Origin of the sequence: Pseudomonas sp. 9AZ, from assembly GCF_902506525.1 — a bacterium.
GTDB classification, from domain to species: domain Bacteria; phylum Pseudomonadota; class Gammaproteobacteria; order Pseudomonadales; family Pseudomonadaceae; genus Aquipseudomonas; species Aquipseudomonas peli.
Genome location: NZ_LR733840.1, coordinates 1458576 through 1472920, shown reverse-complemented (window position 1 = coordinate 1472920; position 14345 = coordinate 1458576). Strand labels below are relative to the sequence as shown.

Annotated in this window: 16 protein-coding genes; 7 read left to right on the top strand and 9 right to left on the bottom strand. The window is 59.8% G+C overall.

The genetic code is table 11. The features are described 5' to 3' along the window. The first annotated feature begins 2 nt into the window (after window positions 1-2). Window positions 3-1148, top strand: a complete 1146-nt coding sequence (locus tag ALTER154_RS06890) for a PilT/PilU family type 4a pilus ATPase (RefSeq protein WP_090250113.1) — start codon at window positions 3-5, stop codon at window positions 1146-1148. Here the strand turns inward: ALTER154_RS06890 and ALTER154_RS06885 are convergent. Both ALTER154_RS06885 and ALTER154_RS06880 read right to left on the bottom strand, forming a co-directional pair. After that, entirely contained in the window at window positions 1114-1992 is an 879-nt protein-coding gene (locus ALTER154_RS06885) for a TIGR03915 family putative DNA repair protein (RefSeq protein ID WP_160085794.1), read from the bottom strand. The two genes, ALTER154_RS06890 and ALTER154_RS06885, sit on opposite strands and share 35 nt — an antisense overlap. Further along, entirely contained in the window at window positions 1992-3203 is a 1212-nt protein-coding gene (locus ALTER154_RS06880; protein ID WP_160085793.1) for a putative DNA modification/repair radical SAM protein, read from the bottom strand. The genes ALTER154_RS06885 and ALTER154_RS06880 overlap by 1 nt, the downstream gene beginning before the upstream one ends. Window positions 3204-3359: 156 nt before the next feature. On the opposite strand from ALTER154_RS06880, the gene ALTER154_RS06875 reads away from it, so the two are divergent. Further along, entirely contained in the window at window positions 3360-3758 is a 399-nt protein-coding gene (locus ALTER154_RS06875) for a TM2 domain-containing protein (protein ID WP_090250106.1), read from the top strand. A 54-nt stretch (window positions 3759-3812) separates the two neighbouring features. On the opposite strand, the gene ALTER154_RS06870 is transcribed toward ALTER154_RS06875, so the two are convergent. The 7 genes from ALTER154_RS06870 to gshB all read right to left on the bottom strand — a co-directional run bounded on the left by ALTER154_RS06870 (window position 3813) and on the right by gshB (window position 9644). Then, the gene (locus ALTER154_RS06870; protein WP_160085792.1) at window positions 3813-5084 is read right to left on the bottom strand and encodes a dihydroorotase; all 1272 of its coding nucleotides are present in this window, start codon (window positions 5082-5084) and stop codon (window positions 3813-3815) included. Then, entirely contained in the window at window positions 5084-6094 is a 1011-nt protein-coding gene (locus ALTER154_RS06865) for an aspartate carbamoyltransferase catalytic subunit (RefSeq protein ID WP_090250101.1), read from the bottom strand. The genes ALTER154_RS06870 and ALTER154_RS06865 overlap by 1 nt, the downstream gene beginning before the upstream one ends. 10 nt (window positions 6095-6104) lie before the next feature. Further along, on the bottom strand, window positions 6105-6611 hold the full coding sequence (gene pyrR / locus ALTER154_RS06860) for a bifunctional pyr operon transcriptional regulator/uracil phosphoribosyltransferase PyrR (protein WP_160085791.1): 507 nt from the start codon (window positions 6609-6611) through the stop codon (window positions 6105-6107). 31 nt (window positions 6612-6642) lie between these two features. After that, entirely contained in the window at window positions 6643-7086 is a 444-nt protein-coding gene (gene ruvX / locus ALTER154_RS06855; RefSeq protein WP_090250097.1) for a Holliday junction resolvase RuvX, read from the bottom strand. Further along, the gene (locus ALTER154_RS06850) at window positions 7086-7655 is read right to left on the bottom strand and encodes a YqgE/AlgH family protein (RefSeq protein WP_160085790.1); all 570 of its coding nucleotides are present in this window, start codon (window positions 7653-7655) and stop codon (window positions 7086-7088) included. Before ALTER154_RS06850 ends, ruvX begins: the two co-directional genes overlap by 1 nt. Window positions 7656-7728: 73 nt before the next feature. Next, the gene (locus ALTER154_RS06845) at window positions 7729-8625 is read right to left on the bottom strand and encodes an energy transducer TonB (protein WP_160085789.1); all 897 of its coding nucleotides are present in this window, start codon (window positions 8623-8625) and stop codon (window positions 7729-7731) included. A 56-nt stretch (window positions 8626-8681) separates the two neighbouring features. Beyond that, window positions 8682-9644: a glutathione synthase gene (gene gshB, locus ALTER154_RS06840; protein WP_160085788.1), complete on the bottom strand. Its 963-nt coding sequence runs from the start codon at window positions 9642-9644 to the stop codon at window positions 8682-8684. A gap of 240 nt (window positions 9645-9884) precedes the next feature. Between gshB and pilG the strand changes: the two genes are divergently transcribed. From pilG to ALTER154_RS06815, 5 genes are all read left to right on the top strand, one after another. Continuing rightward, window positions 9885-10292, top strand: coding sequence for a twitching motility response regulator PilG (gene pilG, locus ALTER154_RS06835; protein ID WP_069516374.1), 408 nt, complete (start codon window positions 9885-9887; stop codon window positions 10290-10292). Between the two features lie 47 nt (window positions 10293-10339). Beyond that, window positions 10340-10705 carry a twitching motility response regulator PilH gene (gene pilH / locus ALTER154_RS06830; RefSeq protein ID WP_090250086.1) on the top strand — a complete coding sequence of 122 codons (366 nt, stop codon included), beginning with the start codon at window positions 10340-10342 and terminating at the stop codon, window positions 10703-10705. A gap of 44 nt (window positions 10706-10749) precedes the next feature. Continuing rightward, window positions 10750-11286 carry a chemotaxis protein CheW gene (locus tag ALTER154_RS06825; protein WP_090250084.1) on the top strand — a complete coding sequence of 179 codons (537 nt, stop codon included), beginning with the start codon at window positions 10750-10752 and terminating at the stop codon, window positions 11284-11286. Between the two features lie 84 nt (window positions 11287-11370). Next, window positions 11371-13416, top strand: a complete 2046-nt coding sequence (locus tag ALTER154_RS06820; protein ID WP_160085787.1) for a methyl-accepting chemotaxis protein — start codon at window positions 11371-11373, stop codon at window positions 13414-13416. A gap of 68 nt (window positions 13417-13484) precedes the next feature. Next, window positions 13485-14342 carry a protein-glutamate O-methyltransferase gene (locus ALTER154_RS06815; protein ID WP_160090046.1) on the top strand — a complete coding sequence of 286 codons (858 nt, stop codon included), beginning with the start codon at window positions 13485-13487 and terminating at the stop codon, window positions 14340-14342. The last annotated feature ends 3 nt before the right edge of the window (window positions 14343-14345 follow it).

The window sequence follows — 14345 nt, the reverse complement described above, 5'->3', positions numbered from 1 at the left end:
CGATGGAATTCGAAAAACTGCTGCGCCTGATGGTGGAAAAGGGCGGCTCTGACCTGTTTATTACCGCTGGCGTACCGCCGTCGATGAAGGTCAACGGCAAGATTATGCCGATCACCAAGACGCCCATGTCGCCAGAGCAGACGCGTGAAACCGTGCATGCGGTGATGAATGAGCAGCAGCGCCGCGATTTTACCGAGAACCATGAGTGCAACTTTGCCATCAGCGCACGCGGCGTCGGCCGCTTCCGCGTTAGTGCGTTTTATCAACGTAACCTGGCGGGGATGGTGCTGCGTCGTATCGAGACCAATATCCCGACGCTGGACGAGCTGAAACTGCCGGAAATCCTCAAGAAATTAGCCCTGACCAAACGTGGCCTGGTGTTGTTTGTCGGTGCGACCGGTACCGGTAAATCGACCTCGCTGGCGGCAATGATCGGCTACCGCAACAAGAACAGCAGCGGCCACATCATTTCCATCGAAGACCCAATTGAATACATCCACCAGCACCAGAGCTGCATCGTCACTCAGCGTGAGGTGGGCATCGACACCGAATCCTTTGAAGTGGCGTTGAAGAACACCCTGCGTCAGGCGCCGGACGTGATTCTCATCGGTGAGGTGCGTACCCGCGAAACCATGGACCATGCCGTGGCCTTCGCCGAGACAGGGCACTTGTGTCTGGCCACGCTGCACGCCAACAACGCCAACCAGGCACTTGATCGCATCATCAACTTCTTCCCCTCCGACCGGCAGAACCAGGTGTGGATGGACCTGTCGCTCAACCTCAAGGCCATCGTAGCCCAGCAACTGATCCCGACCCCGGACGGCAAAGGTCGCCGCGCAGTGATTGAGGTGTTGATCAACACCCCGCTGGCGGCCGACTTGATTCGCAAGGGTGAAGTGCACGAACTCAAGGCGCTGATGAAACGCTCCACCGAGCAGGGCATGCAGACCTTCGACCAGGCGCTGTACAACCTCTACAGCCAGGGCGAAATCACCTACGAAGATGCGCTGCTGTATGCGGATTCGGCCAACGACTTGCGCTTGATGATCAAGCTCGGTTCGGAAACGGATGGCGATCACCTGAGCAGCATGGCGCAGGGTTTGTCACTGGAAGTCAGTCAGGACGATCCAGGTCGTCGTTTTCGTTGATTGGCGCCGGTTTCGCGTTGGGGTGATGAATGCGTTTGCCACCCTGTCGCGCGACGGTTTCGGCTTGGCCATCGCGTTGTGCGCCGGCGCGGGCCTGGCTCATCAGTTGCGGAATCAGCGGGCCTTCCGGGAGGTTTCTCCAGAAGCGCACCGGCATGCTGGTTTCCAGTGCGCTGCGGTTGAGCCGCGCAGGGTTGAACGTGCTGCCGTAATACGCCAGCCACAGGGCTTCCCCCGTATCCTCGGGCGTTTGCGCCAGGCGTTGCCATTCACTCGGGCAGGGTCGCTGGTAATGCAGGCGCTGGCCATCCCAATACACACCGTCATCCGGGGTGGCAATCAACCAGCGGGTGCGCCCGAGGCGCTCGGCAAAGTGCCCACTGGCACTGGCCAGGATGTCGTGGGCCGGCTCATGCCAGGCCACCAGTTGTGGGCCTTCGGCGTCTTCAGGGCGCGGGTGAAAACGCAGAAAGGCATGCAGGTGGTGGGCTTCGCGGCGCACCGCTTTTAGCCGTTTATGCAGCTGGCTGCCATCGATGTCCCCCGGCAGCATGGCCGCGCGATCACCCTGAGCGACCCGCCAGAGAATCCGGTAGAGAAGGCTCCAGCGATCCTCGACACGAAAGTGTGCGGCGCTTTGCAGCAGCTCCAGCAGCTGCTTGGGGATCCGCGGTGCAGGGTTTGTCACCGTAGACGCGAGGCTTATCGGTGCTTGGTCAAACAACCCACCGCTGTCGTTGTTGCCCAACCACGTGATCTGATGCGGCGGTATACCGTGCTGCACCAGGTTTCTGGCAACCTCGCGCCAACCGGCAAAGCTGCCGTCGAATGAGGCGTGATGCATCACCACAGCGCCATCTGTGCCGGGGTTTCGCTGAGCTGCTGGCGCAGCAGCAGGGATTCGCGGCTGGCCTGCAGGGGGCGGTAGTCCTGAGTGACGATAAAGGGCTTGGCCTTTTCCAGGGCGCAGCGCAGGCGCGTCAGGTCTTCAAAGCGGATGCGCTTCTGCCGGCGCAGTGCAACCAAGCGTTTCGCACTGAGCACGCCGATTCCAGGTACGCGAGCGATCATTGCCGGTTCGGCGCGATTGAGGTCGACGGGGAAGTGCTCACGGTTGTTCAGCGCCCAGGCCAGTTTCGGGTCGATATCCAGCGCCAGGTTGCCAGGGCCGCTGAGCAACTCACCCACCTCGAATCCGTAGCCGCGCAGCAGGAAGTCGGCTTGATACAGGCGGTGCTCGCGTAACAAGGGCGGCGCTTCGAAGGGCACGGTGTTAGGGCTCTTCGGTATCGGGCTGAATGCCGAGTAATACACCCGGCGCAGGCGGTAGTTGCCGTAGAGCGACGCCGCCGTGTGCAGAATGGTGCTGTCGTCGGTGGCATCGGCACCAATGATCATCTGTGTGCTCTGCCCGGCCGGGGCGAAACGCGGTGCGCGCTTTTCCGCGCGCGCTTCGCTCTCGCCCTGGTGGATAGAGTGCATGGCCTGCTTGATGGTGCGCACCTGCTTTTCCGGGGCCAGGCGAATCAGGCTGCTTTCGGTGGGCAGTTCGATATTCACGCTAAGGCGGTCGGCATAACGGCCTGCTTCGGCAATTAATAGCGGGTCGGCGTCGGGGATGGTCTTGAGGTGGATATAGCCGCGAAATTCGTGCTCTTCACGCAGCAGTTTGGCCACACGGACCAGTTGCTCCATGGTGTAGTCGGCTGAGCGGATAATCCCCGAGCTGAGAAACAGCCCGCTGATGCAATTGCGTTTGTAGAAGTCGAGGGTCAGGGTCACTACTTCTTCTGGGGTAAATCGCGCGCGCGGTACGTCGCTGGAGCGGCGGTTTACGCAGTACTGGCAGTCATACAGGCAGAAATTGGTCAGCAGGATCTTCAACAGCGCCACGCAGCGTCCATCTGGGGTGAAGCTGTGGCAGATGCCCATGCCATTGGTCGAGCCGATGCCGCTTTTGCCTTTTGAACTGCGGTTGGGGGCGCCGCTGCTGGCGCAAGACGCGTCGTATTTGGCGGCGTCGGCAAGTACCGTGAGTTTTTCGATCAGCTGCATGATGATGCCTGCTTAACTGTTTATGCATACAGTATTTAGCAATCTTCAGCAGGCATCAAGCGTTGGGATGACTGAACGTGCCGTGGATTTCCCAGGGCAGCGAACCTTGCGTAGAGTGTGGCGTCAAAGTGAGACCAGCCATCAGGAGGCACACCTATGCAGCGACAGGACACGCACAGCAAACTTATCGGCTATCTGCTGTGGATTTTCGGTTTTCTCGGCGCGCACCGTTTCTATTACGGCAAGCCAGTAACCGGAACCATCTGGTTCTTCACCTTCGGCCTGCTGTTTATTGGCTGGATCGTCGACCTGTTTCTGATTCCGGCGATGGATCGCGAAGCCGATCTGCGCTTTACCGCCGGCGATACTGATTACAACGTCGCCTGGATCTTGCTGACTTTCCTCGGCATCTTCGGTGTGCACCGCATGTACCAAGGTAAGTGGATCACCGGGATCATCTACCTGTTTACGGGTGGTCTGTTCCTGCTCGGTGTGCTGTATGACTTCTGGACGCTGAACTCCCAGGTGTCGATCAAGAACGCCGAACGCAGCTAAGGTTCAGGCAAGAAAAAGCCCGCCAATTGGCGGGCTTTTTTGTGGCATGAGGCATCACGCCTGGTAGCTGATATGCCCATCTACCAGGGTGTAACGCACGGCGCCCGGCAGGCAGTGGCCGATAAACGGGCAATTAGCACCTTTCGAATACCAGCTCTCCCCAGCCAGCGTCGAGGCTTGAGGATCAAGCAGCAGCAGGTCGGCGGGAGCGCCCACGCTCAATTTGCCAGCCGGCAGACGCAGCGCTTGCGCCGGGCCACTGCTCAGGCGAGCGAGCAGGGTGGGCAGGTCGAGCAGGCCATCTTGTACCAGGCTCATGGCCAGCGGCAGTAACAGTTGCACGCTGCTGATGCCGGGCTCGGTGGCACCGAAGGGTGCCAGCTTGGCGTCGCGCTCATGCGGCTGATGGTGGCTGGAAATGGCCGAGATCACCCCGCTTTTCACGGCGGCGCGCAGCCCATCGCGGTCAGCAGCGGTGCGCAGCGGTGGTTGCACGTGGTACAGGCTGGAGAAGTCGCTGAGCGCTTCATCGGTGAGGATCAGCTGGTACAAGGCTACATCGGCCGTAACCGGCAGACCACGGGCCTGGGCGTCGGCGATCAGCTGGGCGCCACGCGCGCTGGTCAGCTGGCTGAAGTGCGCACGCACGCCGGTCTGCTCGACCAGCAGCAGGTCGCGGGCAAGGGCCACAGTTTCCGCGGTTTCCGGAATGCCCGGTAGGCCAAGGAAGCTCGCGGTGGCGCCCTCATGGGCCAGGCCGCCTTCAGCCAGGTCGTGATCCTGAGAATGGAAGATCACCGTCAGGTCGAAGGTGGCTGCGTATTCCAGGGCGCGGCGCAGGGTGCGGTTATTGCGGAAACTGTCCAGGCCGTTGCCGAAGGCCACACAGCCGGCGTCGCGCAGGGCTACCAGCTCAGCCAGCTGCTCGCCTTCGAGGCCTTTGCTCAGGGCGCCAATCGGGAACACCTTGGTGTGCCCGGCTTCGCGGGCGCGGTCGAGAATCAGCTCGGCCACTGCCGGGGTATCCAGCACTGGCTTGGTAAGTGGTGGGCAGCACAGGCTGGTGACGCCGCCGGCGGCTGCGGCGAGGGTTTCCGTGGCGATGCTGCCTTTGCGGCTATAGCCAGGCTCGCGTAGGGCGACGTTAAGGTCGACCAGGCCAGGTGCGGCGATCAGGCCTTGGGCGTCGATGCTCTGCTCGGCGACGAAGCCGGCAGGAATCTGGCCGATGGCGAGAATCTTGCCGCTTTCGATATAGATATCGGCAAGTTGATCGAAGCCGCTGCTGGGATCGATAACACGGGTTCCGAGGATACGGATACGCATCAGTTCTGCTCCTCGGCATCTTGATTAAGTTGGCGCTGGGCGTTTTGCCCGCTCATGGTCATGGACAGTACGGCCATGCGGATGGCAATGCCGTAGGTGACCTGGTTGAGAATCACCGACTGCGGTCCGTCGGCCACTGCCGACTCGATCTCCACGCCGCGGTTGATCGGCCCCGGGTGCATGACCAATGCGTCCGGCTTGGCCAATTTGAGGCGCTCTTCAGTCAGGCCGAACAGGCGGTAGAACTCGCCTTCGCTGGGCAGCAGGCCGCCGGTCATGCGTTCACGCTGCAGGCGCAGCATGATCACCACATCGACGTCCTTGAGGCCGGCGGCGAGGTCGCTGTAAACGGTCACGCCGTATTGCTCGATGCCGACCGGCAGTAGGGTCTTTGGTGCAATTACGCGGATATCCGGGCAACCGAGTGTCTTCAGCGCCAGCATATTCGAGCGTGCCACTCGCGAATGGAGGATGTCGCCGACGATAGCCACCGAGAGGTTCTCGAAGCTGCCTTTATGCCGGCGAATGGTCAGCATATCGAGCATGCCCTGAGTCGGGTGGGCGTGACGGCCGTCGCCGCCGTTGATGATCGCCAGGTTCGGGCACACATGCTCGGCGATAAAGTGCGCTGCGCCGGAATCAGCATGGCGCACGACGAAGATGTCGGCGGCCATGGCTTCGAGGTTGCGCAGAGTGTCGAACAGCGTTTCGCCCTTGCTGGTTGAGCTGGTCGATACGTTGAGGCTGATCACGTCGGCCGACAGGCGCTGGGCCGCCAGCTCGAAGGTGGTGCGGGTGCGCGTGGAATTCTCGAAGAACACATTGCACACGGTCTTGCCGCGCAGCAGCGGGACTTTTTTCACCGCGCGCGCGCCGACTTCGAGGAATGAGTCGGCAGTATCGAGGATTTCCGTCAGCAACTCGCGGGGCAGACCGTCGAGGGACAGGAAGTGGCGCAGTTGGCCTTGGTCATTCAGTTGCAGCGGGCGCTTGGCGGCTATGGTCGTCATCTGGCGAGTCTCAGTGGGCAAGCGTCTGGAGTTCGAGGGTCAGCGGCGTGGGGCCGGACAATTTTACCCGCTGGTCGCCTTCCAGCGACAGGGTGGCGCCGACCACGTCCGGACGGATCGGCAGCTCGCGGGCATTGAGGTCAAGCAGGCTGACCAGGGTCACGCTGGCCGGGCGGCCATAATCGAACAATTCATTTAGTGCGGCGCGGATGGTGCGGCCGCTCATCAGCACGTCGTCGATCAGCACCAGGTGCTGGCCTTCGATCTCGAACGGCAGCTCGGAAGGTTGCACCTGCGGGTGCAGGCCGTTCTGGGTGAAGTCGTCACGGTAGAAGGACACATCGAGAATGCCCAGCGCATCGTCGCGGCCCAGGGCTTCCAGTAGCGCCTGAGCAACCCAGACGCCGCCAGTGCGGATGCCGATAAAGCGCGGTTCGTTGATCTGCCGCTGATTCAGGTGGCTGGTCAGGGCGGCGGCCATTTGCGGTAGCAGTTCGGCCGGGTTGGGTAAGCTCATGGCAACACTCCAGATGCAATCTTAGTAGGCGTCAGCCCAGGCAATTTTCTTCAAGCCAGCCTTGCAGCAGCAGGGCGGCTGCGAGTGCGTCGACTGGGCGCTCGCGGTAGCCGCTGTTCTGTCCTTGCTGCAGGCGCTGGCCCTTGGCCTCGTAAGTGGTCAGGCGTTCGTCGTGGGTGTGCACGGGCAGGTTGAAGCGGCCGTTAAGGCGGCGGGCGAATTTCTCGGCGCGGTCGCTCATCTCGCTTTTCGTGCCATCCATGTTCAGTGGCAGGCCGACGACGATGGCGTCCGGCTGCCATTCCTTGATCAGCGCTTCAACTTTCTGCCAGTCCGGCACGCCGTTCTGCGCCTTGAGGATGCACAGCTCGCGGGCCTGGCCGGTGATCACCTGGCCGACCGCAACGCCGATCTGTTTGCTGCCGTAATCGAAGCCCAGCAGCAGGCGCAGTGGCTTTGTATTCGCCTCGGCCATCAGGCGTGCCCGGCTTGTGAGGTGAGCAAACTGAGGTTGACACCCAGGCGCGCAGCCGCGGCGTTCAAGCGTTGGTCAAAGGGCAGTTCGAACAGAATGCTGTTGTCAGCCGGGCAGGTCAGCCAGGCGTTGTCGGCCAGCTCGGCTTCCAGCTGTCCAGCTTCCCAGCCGGCATAGCCGAGGGTGATCAGGTATTTCTCCGGGCCAGTACCGTCGGCGATGGCGAACAGCACGTCTTGCGAGGTCGACAGGCCCAGCTCGCCCAACTCCAGGGTGGCCTGAAACTGCGGACCGCTGGGGTGAAGGACAAAACCGCGGTCAGTCTGCACTGGGCCGCCGGTAAAGATCGGCAAGCTCTGGCACAGCGCCGGCGGCTCTTCATCCGGGCGCAATTGCTCAAGCACGTCGGCCAGGTTGAGGCCGTTGGGCTTGTTGATCACCAGGCCCATGGCGCCGTACTCGTTGTGATCAATCAGGTAGGTGACAGTCTGCGCAAAATGCGGATCGGCCATGTGCGGCATGGCGATCAGGAAGTGATGCTTAAGGTAGCTAGGGCTGGCGTCTTTCATGGGCGTTAGTTTCAGGCTTCAGGCCATTGGCTTCAAGCGCTGCGCTTGTTGCGGCCGGTAAAAGTCTGCCTGATCAGTTACTCGACAGGCGGTCGCCGCGTTCGAAGCGCCAAGTGCGGATGATTTCCAGGCGGTCGACATCGGCCAGGTCGCCAGTAAACGGTGCGAACGGCGCGGCCAGGCGTACGATGCGCAGGGCGGCCTGGTCGAGCGTGCGCTGGCCGGAGGATTCCAGTACCTGCACTTCGTACAGGGTGCCGTCACGGTTGATCGACACCAGCAGGCGCAGGCTGCCATAAATACCCTGGCGGCGCGCTTCATCCGGGTAGTTGAGGTTGCCGACCCGCTCGACCTTCTTGCGCCACTCATCTTTATACCAGGCACCTTTGTCGCGCATGGTTGAGGCGGCGTTGAGGCGGTGGATCTTCGGGCGCTTGGCGTATTGCTGAACTTCCTGGGCCAGTTCGGCTTCCAGGCTGGCGATTTCCGAAGACAGTTGCGCGCTGTCGAACACCGGCGCTGGCCGGGCTTGCGGAGTGGGCTTGGCTTCTTCGCGTTTGACCGGGGTTTTCTGTTGTTGCGGGGTGCGCGTGGCAACGGCGGCCTTGGGTGCTTCCTGGCGAACTGCTGGTTGCTGAGGGGCAGCGGGCGGGGTGATGCGTTTGACTTCGCTGTCTTGAAACAGCGCCTGCTCGGTGGTCTTTGGCGCTGCCTTGTGTTCCAGGGTGCCGCTGCCTTGCTGGTTGTCCTGGGCGAGGAAGTCAGCCTCTTTGGGCTTTTCTTCGCTTTTGAAGGTGGACAGGGTGATTTCCAGGGTTTTGCTGATTTGGCTCGGCTCGGCCAAAGTAAAGCCCAGGCCGAGGATCAGCGCGGCATGCAGTACGGCAGCGAGGAACAGCGTAAAGCCCAGGCGGTCCGCCGGCTTTACGCCGGCGCTGGAAAGTTCAGGGAGTTGGGCTGCTGCGTTCATCGCGTTTCGGGTCTGCTCAGGTTGCCGCGCAGTCTGCCGAGGGTGCATGGAAAAGTCTATGAAGCACTGCGCGCATTGAGCTTCTCTGCAATCTTGTCCATCAGCTGCTCGCCGATGCGGGTATCGAAGGCGGCGTCGATCTCGCGGATGCAGGTCGGACTGGTTACGTTGATCTCGGTTAGGTGCTCGCCGATTACGTCCAGGCCGACAAACAGTAGGCCTTTCTCGCGCAGGGTCGGGCCGACGGCAGCGGCGATTTCACGGTCGCGATTGGTCAGCGGTCTGGCTTCACCGCGTCCGCCGGCGGCGAGGTTGCCACGCGTCTCTCCAGCGGCAGGAATACGCGCCAGGCAATATGGCACAGGCTCACCATCAATCATCAGGATGCGCTTGTCGCCATCCTTAATTGCCGGCAGGTAACCCTGGGCCATGATCTGCTGCTGGCCGTGGTTGGTCAGCGTCTCGAGAATCACGGACAGGTTGGGATCACCTTCGCGATGACGAAATATCATCGATCCGCCCATACCATCGAGGGGTTTGAGAATGATGTCACGCTGCTCTTTGGCAAACTCGCGCAGAATGTCGACCCTGCGGCTGACTACGGTCGGCGGCGTGTATTGGCTGAACTGGGTGGCAAAGTACTTTTCATTGCAGTCGCGCAGGCTTTGCGGACGGTTGACGACTAGAACCCCTGCATCCTCGGCTTGCTCCAGCAGGTAGGTGGAGTAGACGAACTCATTGTCGAAGGGCGGATCCTTACGCATCAGGATCACGTCCAAGTCACTTAGGGCGATGTCCTGCTCGGCGCCGAGTTCGAACCAGCGCTGGGGGTCGTTGAATACGCTAAGCTCTGACAGGCGAGCGCGTGCTTGGCCTTTGGCTTGGTAGAGGTCTTTCTGTTCCATATAAAAGAGGGTCCAGCCGCGCGCTTGGGCGGCCAGCAACATGGCCAGCGAGCTGTCCTTCTTGAAGGCGATCTGGGCGATGGGGTCCATGACAATGCCGAGGCGGACGCTCATGGCGGTGTTCTCCGTAAAATGGCAGCGATTAAAGTGTGCTAAGACGTGATGTGGCGTCAGGGTGGCGCTGACAAGTCGGGTGGTCAAGGAAAAACCTTGGCCCCGTGCGGCTTATAGATTGCATCAGGAGAGTGTGCTAAAAAGGCCCGACGATTGGGTTGTAGCCCGTCGGTGACAGGGCCTCAGGCGCACTGATATAACGCAAAAATAACGACTCACCGAGGCGATGGTAGGGCAAACATGGAACAGCATTCCGAGGGTTTGAGGGTAATGGTGATCGACGATTCGAAAACGATTCGTCGTACCGCGGAAACCCTGCTGAAAAAGGTGGGCTGCGATGTAATTACCGCAGTTGACGGCTTCGATGCTTTGGCAAAGATCGCCGATACCCATCCGAACATCATTTTTGTCGACATTATGATGCCGCGGCTCGATGGCTATCAGACCTGTGCCTTGATCAAGAACAACAGCGCTTTCAAATCCACCCCGGTGATCATGCTGTCTTCCAAAGACGGTTTGTTCGATAAAGCCAAGGGGCGCATTGTCGGCTCTGATCAGTATCTGACCAAACCTTTCAGCAAAGAAGAGTTGCTCGGTGCGATCAAAGCTCATGTGCCGGACTTTGTACCGGTGGAGCAAGCCTCCTGACGTCCGGCTAAACAGTCGTACGCCTTTTTAAAGTATTGGGAAACACCATGGCTCGAATTCTGATTGTTGATGACTCGCCGACTGAGATGTACAAACTGACCGCTATGCTGGAAAAGCACGGCCATCAGGTACTGAAAGCGGAAAATGGTGCGGACGGCGTTGCCCTGGCGCGTCAGGAAAAGCCTGACGCCGTGCTGATGGACATCGTCATGCCTGGCCTGAATGGCTTTCAGGCGACTCGCCAGCTGACCAAGGATGCGGACACTAGCCACATCCCGGTAATCATCGTGACCACCAAGGATCAGGAAACCGACAAGGTCTGGGGTAAGCGCCAGGGTGCGAAGGATTACCTGACCAAGCCAGTTGATGAAGACACTCTGGTTAAAACCTTGAATGCGGTATTGGCCGGCTAAACCCGATCAGTCCGCAATTAAAAAAGAATAAGGCCGCAGCTGGCATGTCGGACGCGCAAACCCCGTTTCAAACTCTTCAGGATATCGACAGGCTCTGTCGTTCGCTCGCTGCTGGCTTGCCTTCGCAGCAAGCGGTCGTGCAGACATGGAGCGGTATTGGCTTCCGTATGGGCGAGCGTTTTTTTGTCGCGCCCATGGGCGAAGTGGGTGAGGTTTTGCATGAGCCGCGGCATACCTTGCTGCCTGGCGTAAAAAGCTGGGTCAAGGGCGTGGCCAACGTGCGTGGTCGCTTGCTGCCAGTGATGGATCTGTGTGGTTTCTTCGGCAATGAGTTGTCACCACTGCGCAAGAAGCGTCGCGTGCTGGTGGTTGATCACCAGGAAGTCTTTGCTGGCCTGACGGTCGATGAAGTGTTTGGCATGCAGCATTTTCCTGTGGATACCTTCTCTGAGCAGCTGCCGCCGCTCGAGGCGTCCATAGCACCCTTTATCCACGGAGTCTTTCAACGTGAACAGCCTTGGTTGGTGTTCAGCCCACACGCGCTGGCCCAAAACCCGGGTTTTCTCGACGTGGCGTATTAACAGTTTATCGGTGGGGTCGGCGTTGCCGGCCTTTTGGCGTTACATGGGAACCGTAGTGCGGTCGGTCCAGGCGGGGGCCAGTAAATGAAAAAACTAAATGCAGGTAATTTGTTAGCAGGTGCGCGCAGTAGCACATTGATCGCAGGGCTGTTTATTGTCCTGATCGTTTCGATCGTGCTGTTGTTCGCCAACTTCGCCTACATCAACACTCAATCCAACTACGACACGGAGTACATCGGTCACGCCGGTGAGCTACGCGTGCTGTCCCAGCGTATCGCAAAAAACTCTACGGAAGCGGCGGCTGGTACGGCCGAAGCGTTTGCCTTGCTGCGTGATGCGCGTAACGATTTCCAGACTCGCTGGGGTTATCTGACCGACGGTAACGAGGAAACCGGCCTGCCTGCAGCGCCAGAATCCCTGCAGCCTCAGATTGCTGTTGTGCAGCAGGACTGGGATACGCTGCGGCAGAACACCGACGCCATTCTGGCCAACGAACAGACCGTACTGTCGCTGCACCAGGTAGCTGCCACCCTGGCGGAAACCATTCCACAGCTGCAGGTCGAGTACGAAGAAGTCGTCGATATCCTGCTGGAAAGCGGTGCGCCAGCCGCTCAGGTTTCGGTGGCTCAGCGCCAATCCTTGCTGGCAGAACGTATCTTGGGTTCGGTAAACAAGGTACTTGCCGGTGACCAGGACTCGGTTCAGGCCGCTGACATGTTTGGTCGTGATGCCAGCCTGTTCGGCCGTGTATTGGCGGCCATGCTTGAAGGCAACGCCGCCATGGAAATTACCCAGGTAAGCGACGAGGAAGCCCTCGAACGTCTGGCGGAAATTTCCGAGCTGTTCGAGTTTGTATCGGGTTCTGTAGACGAGATTCTCGAAACCTCGCCTGAACTGTTCCAGGTGCGCGAGTCGGCGAACGTGATCTTCACTGTCTCGCAGACTTTGTTGGACAAAGCTTCCGACCTGGCTGTCGGTTTTGATGACCTGGCCACCGGTCGTGCCATCAACACCCTGATCGGTTACGTGCTTGGCGCTCTGGCGCTTGGTTCGATCATCCTGATCGGCTTGGTGATGGTGCGTGAAACTAACCGTCGTCTGGCGTCCACCGCCGAGAAGAACGAACGTAACCAGGCGGCGATTCTGCGACTGCTCGACGAAATCGCGGACCTCGCAGACGGTGACCTGACAGTAGCCGCGACGGTAACCGAAGACTTCACCGGTGCCATCGCTGACTCCATCAACTACTCCATTGACCAGCTGCGCGACCTGGTAGCCACGATCAACCTGACCGCCGTTCAGGTAGCCGGTGCAGCCCAGGAAACCCAGGCCACGGCGATGCACCTGGCCGAGGCTTCCGAGCACCAAGCACAGGAAATTGCTGGTGCCTCTGCGGCGATCAACGAAATGGCCGTGTCGATTGACCAGGTATCGGCGAACGCCTCGGAGTCCTCTGCGGTAGCAGAGCGTTCCGTAGCCATCGCCAACAAGGGCAACGAAGTGGTGCACAACACCATCACCGGCATGGATAATATCCGTGAGCAGATCCAGGACACCTCCAAGCGTATTAAACGACTCGGTGAATCGTCCCAGGAGATCGGTGACATCGTTAGCCTGATTAACGACATTGCTGACCAGACCAACATCCTCGCACTGAACGCCGCGATCCAGGCATCCATGGCGGGTGACGCGGGTCGAGGCTTCGCCGTGGTAGCGGACGAAGTACAACGCCTCGCAGAACGTTCCTCTGCGGCAACCAAGCAGATCGAAGCGTTGGTTAAGACGATTCAGACCGACACCAACGAAGCCGTTATCTCGATGGAGCAAACGACTTCCGAAGTGGTGCGCGGTGCTCGTCTGGCGCAGGACGCCGGGGTTGCACTGGAAGAGATCGAGAAGGTTTCCAAGACCCTCGCGGCCTTGATTCAGAACATCTCCAACGCTGCTCGCCAGCAAGCATCGTCGGCTGGCCACATTTCCAACACGATGAACGTGATTCAGGAAATCACCTCGCAAACCTCCTCCGGTACCACTGCCACTGCCAAGAGCATTGGTAACCTGGCCAAGATGGCCAGTGAGATGCGTAAGTCGGTATCCGGCTTTACCTTGCCGGGTGGGGAACAGGCGTAATCAGGTGCTGCGCGGCAGGCTGAAAGGCCTGTCGCACAAGGACTATGGCCGTGAGCGAGGGGCACGACATGCAGTCAGGCGTCTGGGCCTTGCAGCCTCTGGCAGACATGACAGCCACGGAGTTTCGTGACTGGCAGACACTGCTTGAGGAGCGTACCGGTGTCGTTCTCAATGAACGGCGGCGGGCGTTTTTGCAGACCAATCTGAGTGCGCGTATGCGCGAGCTGGGCGTTATGGACTACGCCACGTATTACCGGCAAGTCACTGATGGTCCTCGTGGTGCGGTGGAATGGTCGACCCTACTGGATCGGCTGACTGTGCAGGAAACCCGTTTCTTTCGTCATCGTCCTTCCTTTGAAGTGCTCGAAAGCTATTTGCGTGAGCGTTTGCAGCAGGGTGTGACGCAGCCATGGGAGCTTTGGAGTGTTGGCTGTGCCAGCGGCGAAGAGCCTTACTCGCTGGCCATCAGTGCGGCTGAAGTGTTGCGTGAAAGTGAACATCCGGATCATTTCGGGGTAACAGGTACTGACATCAGCCTGAATGCCCTGAGCAAGGCGCGCGATGGTCAATATGGTGCGCGCCGTCTGGAGCAGTTGGATGCCGATCTGTGCCAGCGCTATTTTCTGGCTCAGGACGATGGACGTTTCAAAGTAGTGCCGAATTTGGCCGCGCGTGTGTGTTGCGCCCGGCTCAATGTGCTGGAGCTGGCCAAGGCACCGATGTCCGGAATGGACGTTATTTTTTGTCAGAACTTGTTGATCTATTTTCGTCGCTGGCGCCGCCGCGAGATCCTCAACCGCCTGGCCGAGCGCCTGGTGCCAGGGGGGTTGCTGGTGGTGGGAGTGGGCGAAGTAGCAGGTTGGCAGCATCCGGAGTTGATCCCGGTAGCCGACGAGCGAGTGCTGGCGTTTACCCGCAAGGGATAAGGC

Bases quoted from the DNA above. Each gene is read 5' to 3' on its own strand.
- ALTER154_RS06890 (WP_090250113.1), top strand. From the start codon at position 3: ATGGAATTCGAAAAACTGCTGCGCCTGATGGTGGAAAAGGGCGGCTCT.
- ALTER154_RS06885 (WP_160085794.1), bottom strand. From the start codon at position 1,992: ATGCATCACGCCTCATTCGACGGCAGCTTTGCCGGTTGGCGCGAGGTT.
- ALTER154_RS06880 (WP_160085793.1), bottom strand. From the start codon at position 3,203: ATGCAGCTGATCGAAAAACTCACGGTACTTGCCGACGCCGCCAAATAC.
- ALTER154_RS06875 (WP_090250106.1), top strand. From the start codon at position 3,360: ATGCAGCGACAGGACACGCACAGCAAACTTATCGGCTATCTGCTGTGG.
- ALTER154_RS06870 (WP_160085792.1), bottom strand. From the start codon at position 5,084: ATGCGTATCCGTATCCTCGGAACCCGTGTTATCGATCCCAGCAGCGGC.
- ALTER154_RS06865 (WP_090250101.1), bottom strand. From the start codon at position 6,094: ATGACGACCATAGCCGCCAAGCGCCCGCTGCAACTGAATGACCAAGGC.
- pyrR (WP_160085791.1), bottom strand. From the start codon at position 6,611: ATGAGCTTACCCAACCCGGCCGAACTGCTACCGCAAATGGCCGCCGCC.
- ruvX (WP_090250097.1), bottom strand. From the start codon at position 7,086: ATGGCCGAGGCGAATACAAAGCCACTGCGCCTGCTGCTGGGCTTCGAT.
- ALTER154_RS06850 (WP_160085790.1), bottom strand. From the start codon at position 7,655: ATGAAAGACGCCAGCCCTAGCTACCTTAAGCATCACTTCCTGATCGCC.
- ALTER154_RS06845 (WP_160085789.1), bottom strand. From the start codon at position 8,625: ATGAACGCAGCAGCCCAACTCCCTGAACTTTCCAGCGCCGGCGTAAAG.
- gshB (WP_160085788.1), bottom strand. From the start codon at position 9,644: ATGAGCGTCCGCCTCGGCATTGTCATGGACCCCATCGCCCAGATCGCC.
- pilG (WP_069516374.1), top strand. From the start codon at position 9,885: ATGGAACAGCATTCCGAGGGTTTGAGGGTAATGGTGATCGACGATTCG.
- pilH (WP_090250086.1), top strand. From the start codon at position 10,340: ATGGCTCGAATTCTGATTGTTGATGACTCGCCGACTGAGATGTACAAA.
- ALTER154_RS06825 (WP_090250084.1), top strand. From the start codon at position 10,750: ATGTCGGACGCGCAAACCCCGTTTCAAACTCTTCAGGATATCGACAGG.
- ALTER154_RS06820 (WP_160085787.1), top strand. From the start codon at position 11,371: ATGAAAAAACTAAATGCAGGTAATTTGTTAGCAGGTGCGCGCAGTAGC.
- ALTER154_RS06815 (WP_160090046.1), top strand. From the start codon at position 13,485: ATGCAGTCAGGCGTCTGGGCCTTGCAGCCTCTGGCAGACATGACAGCC.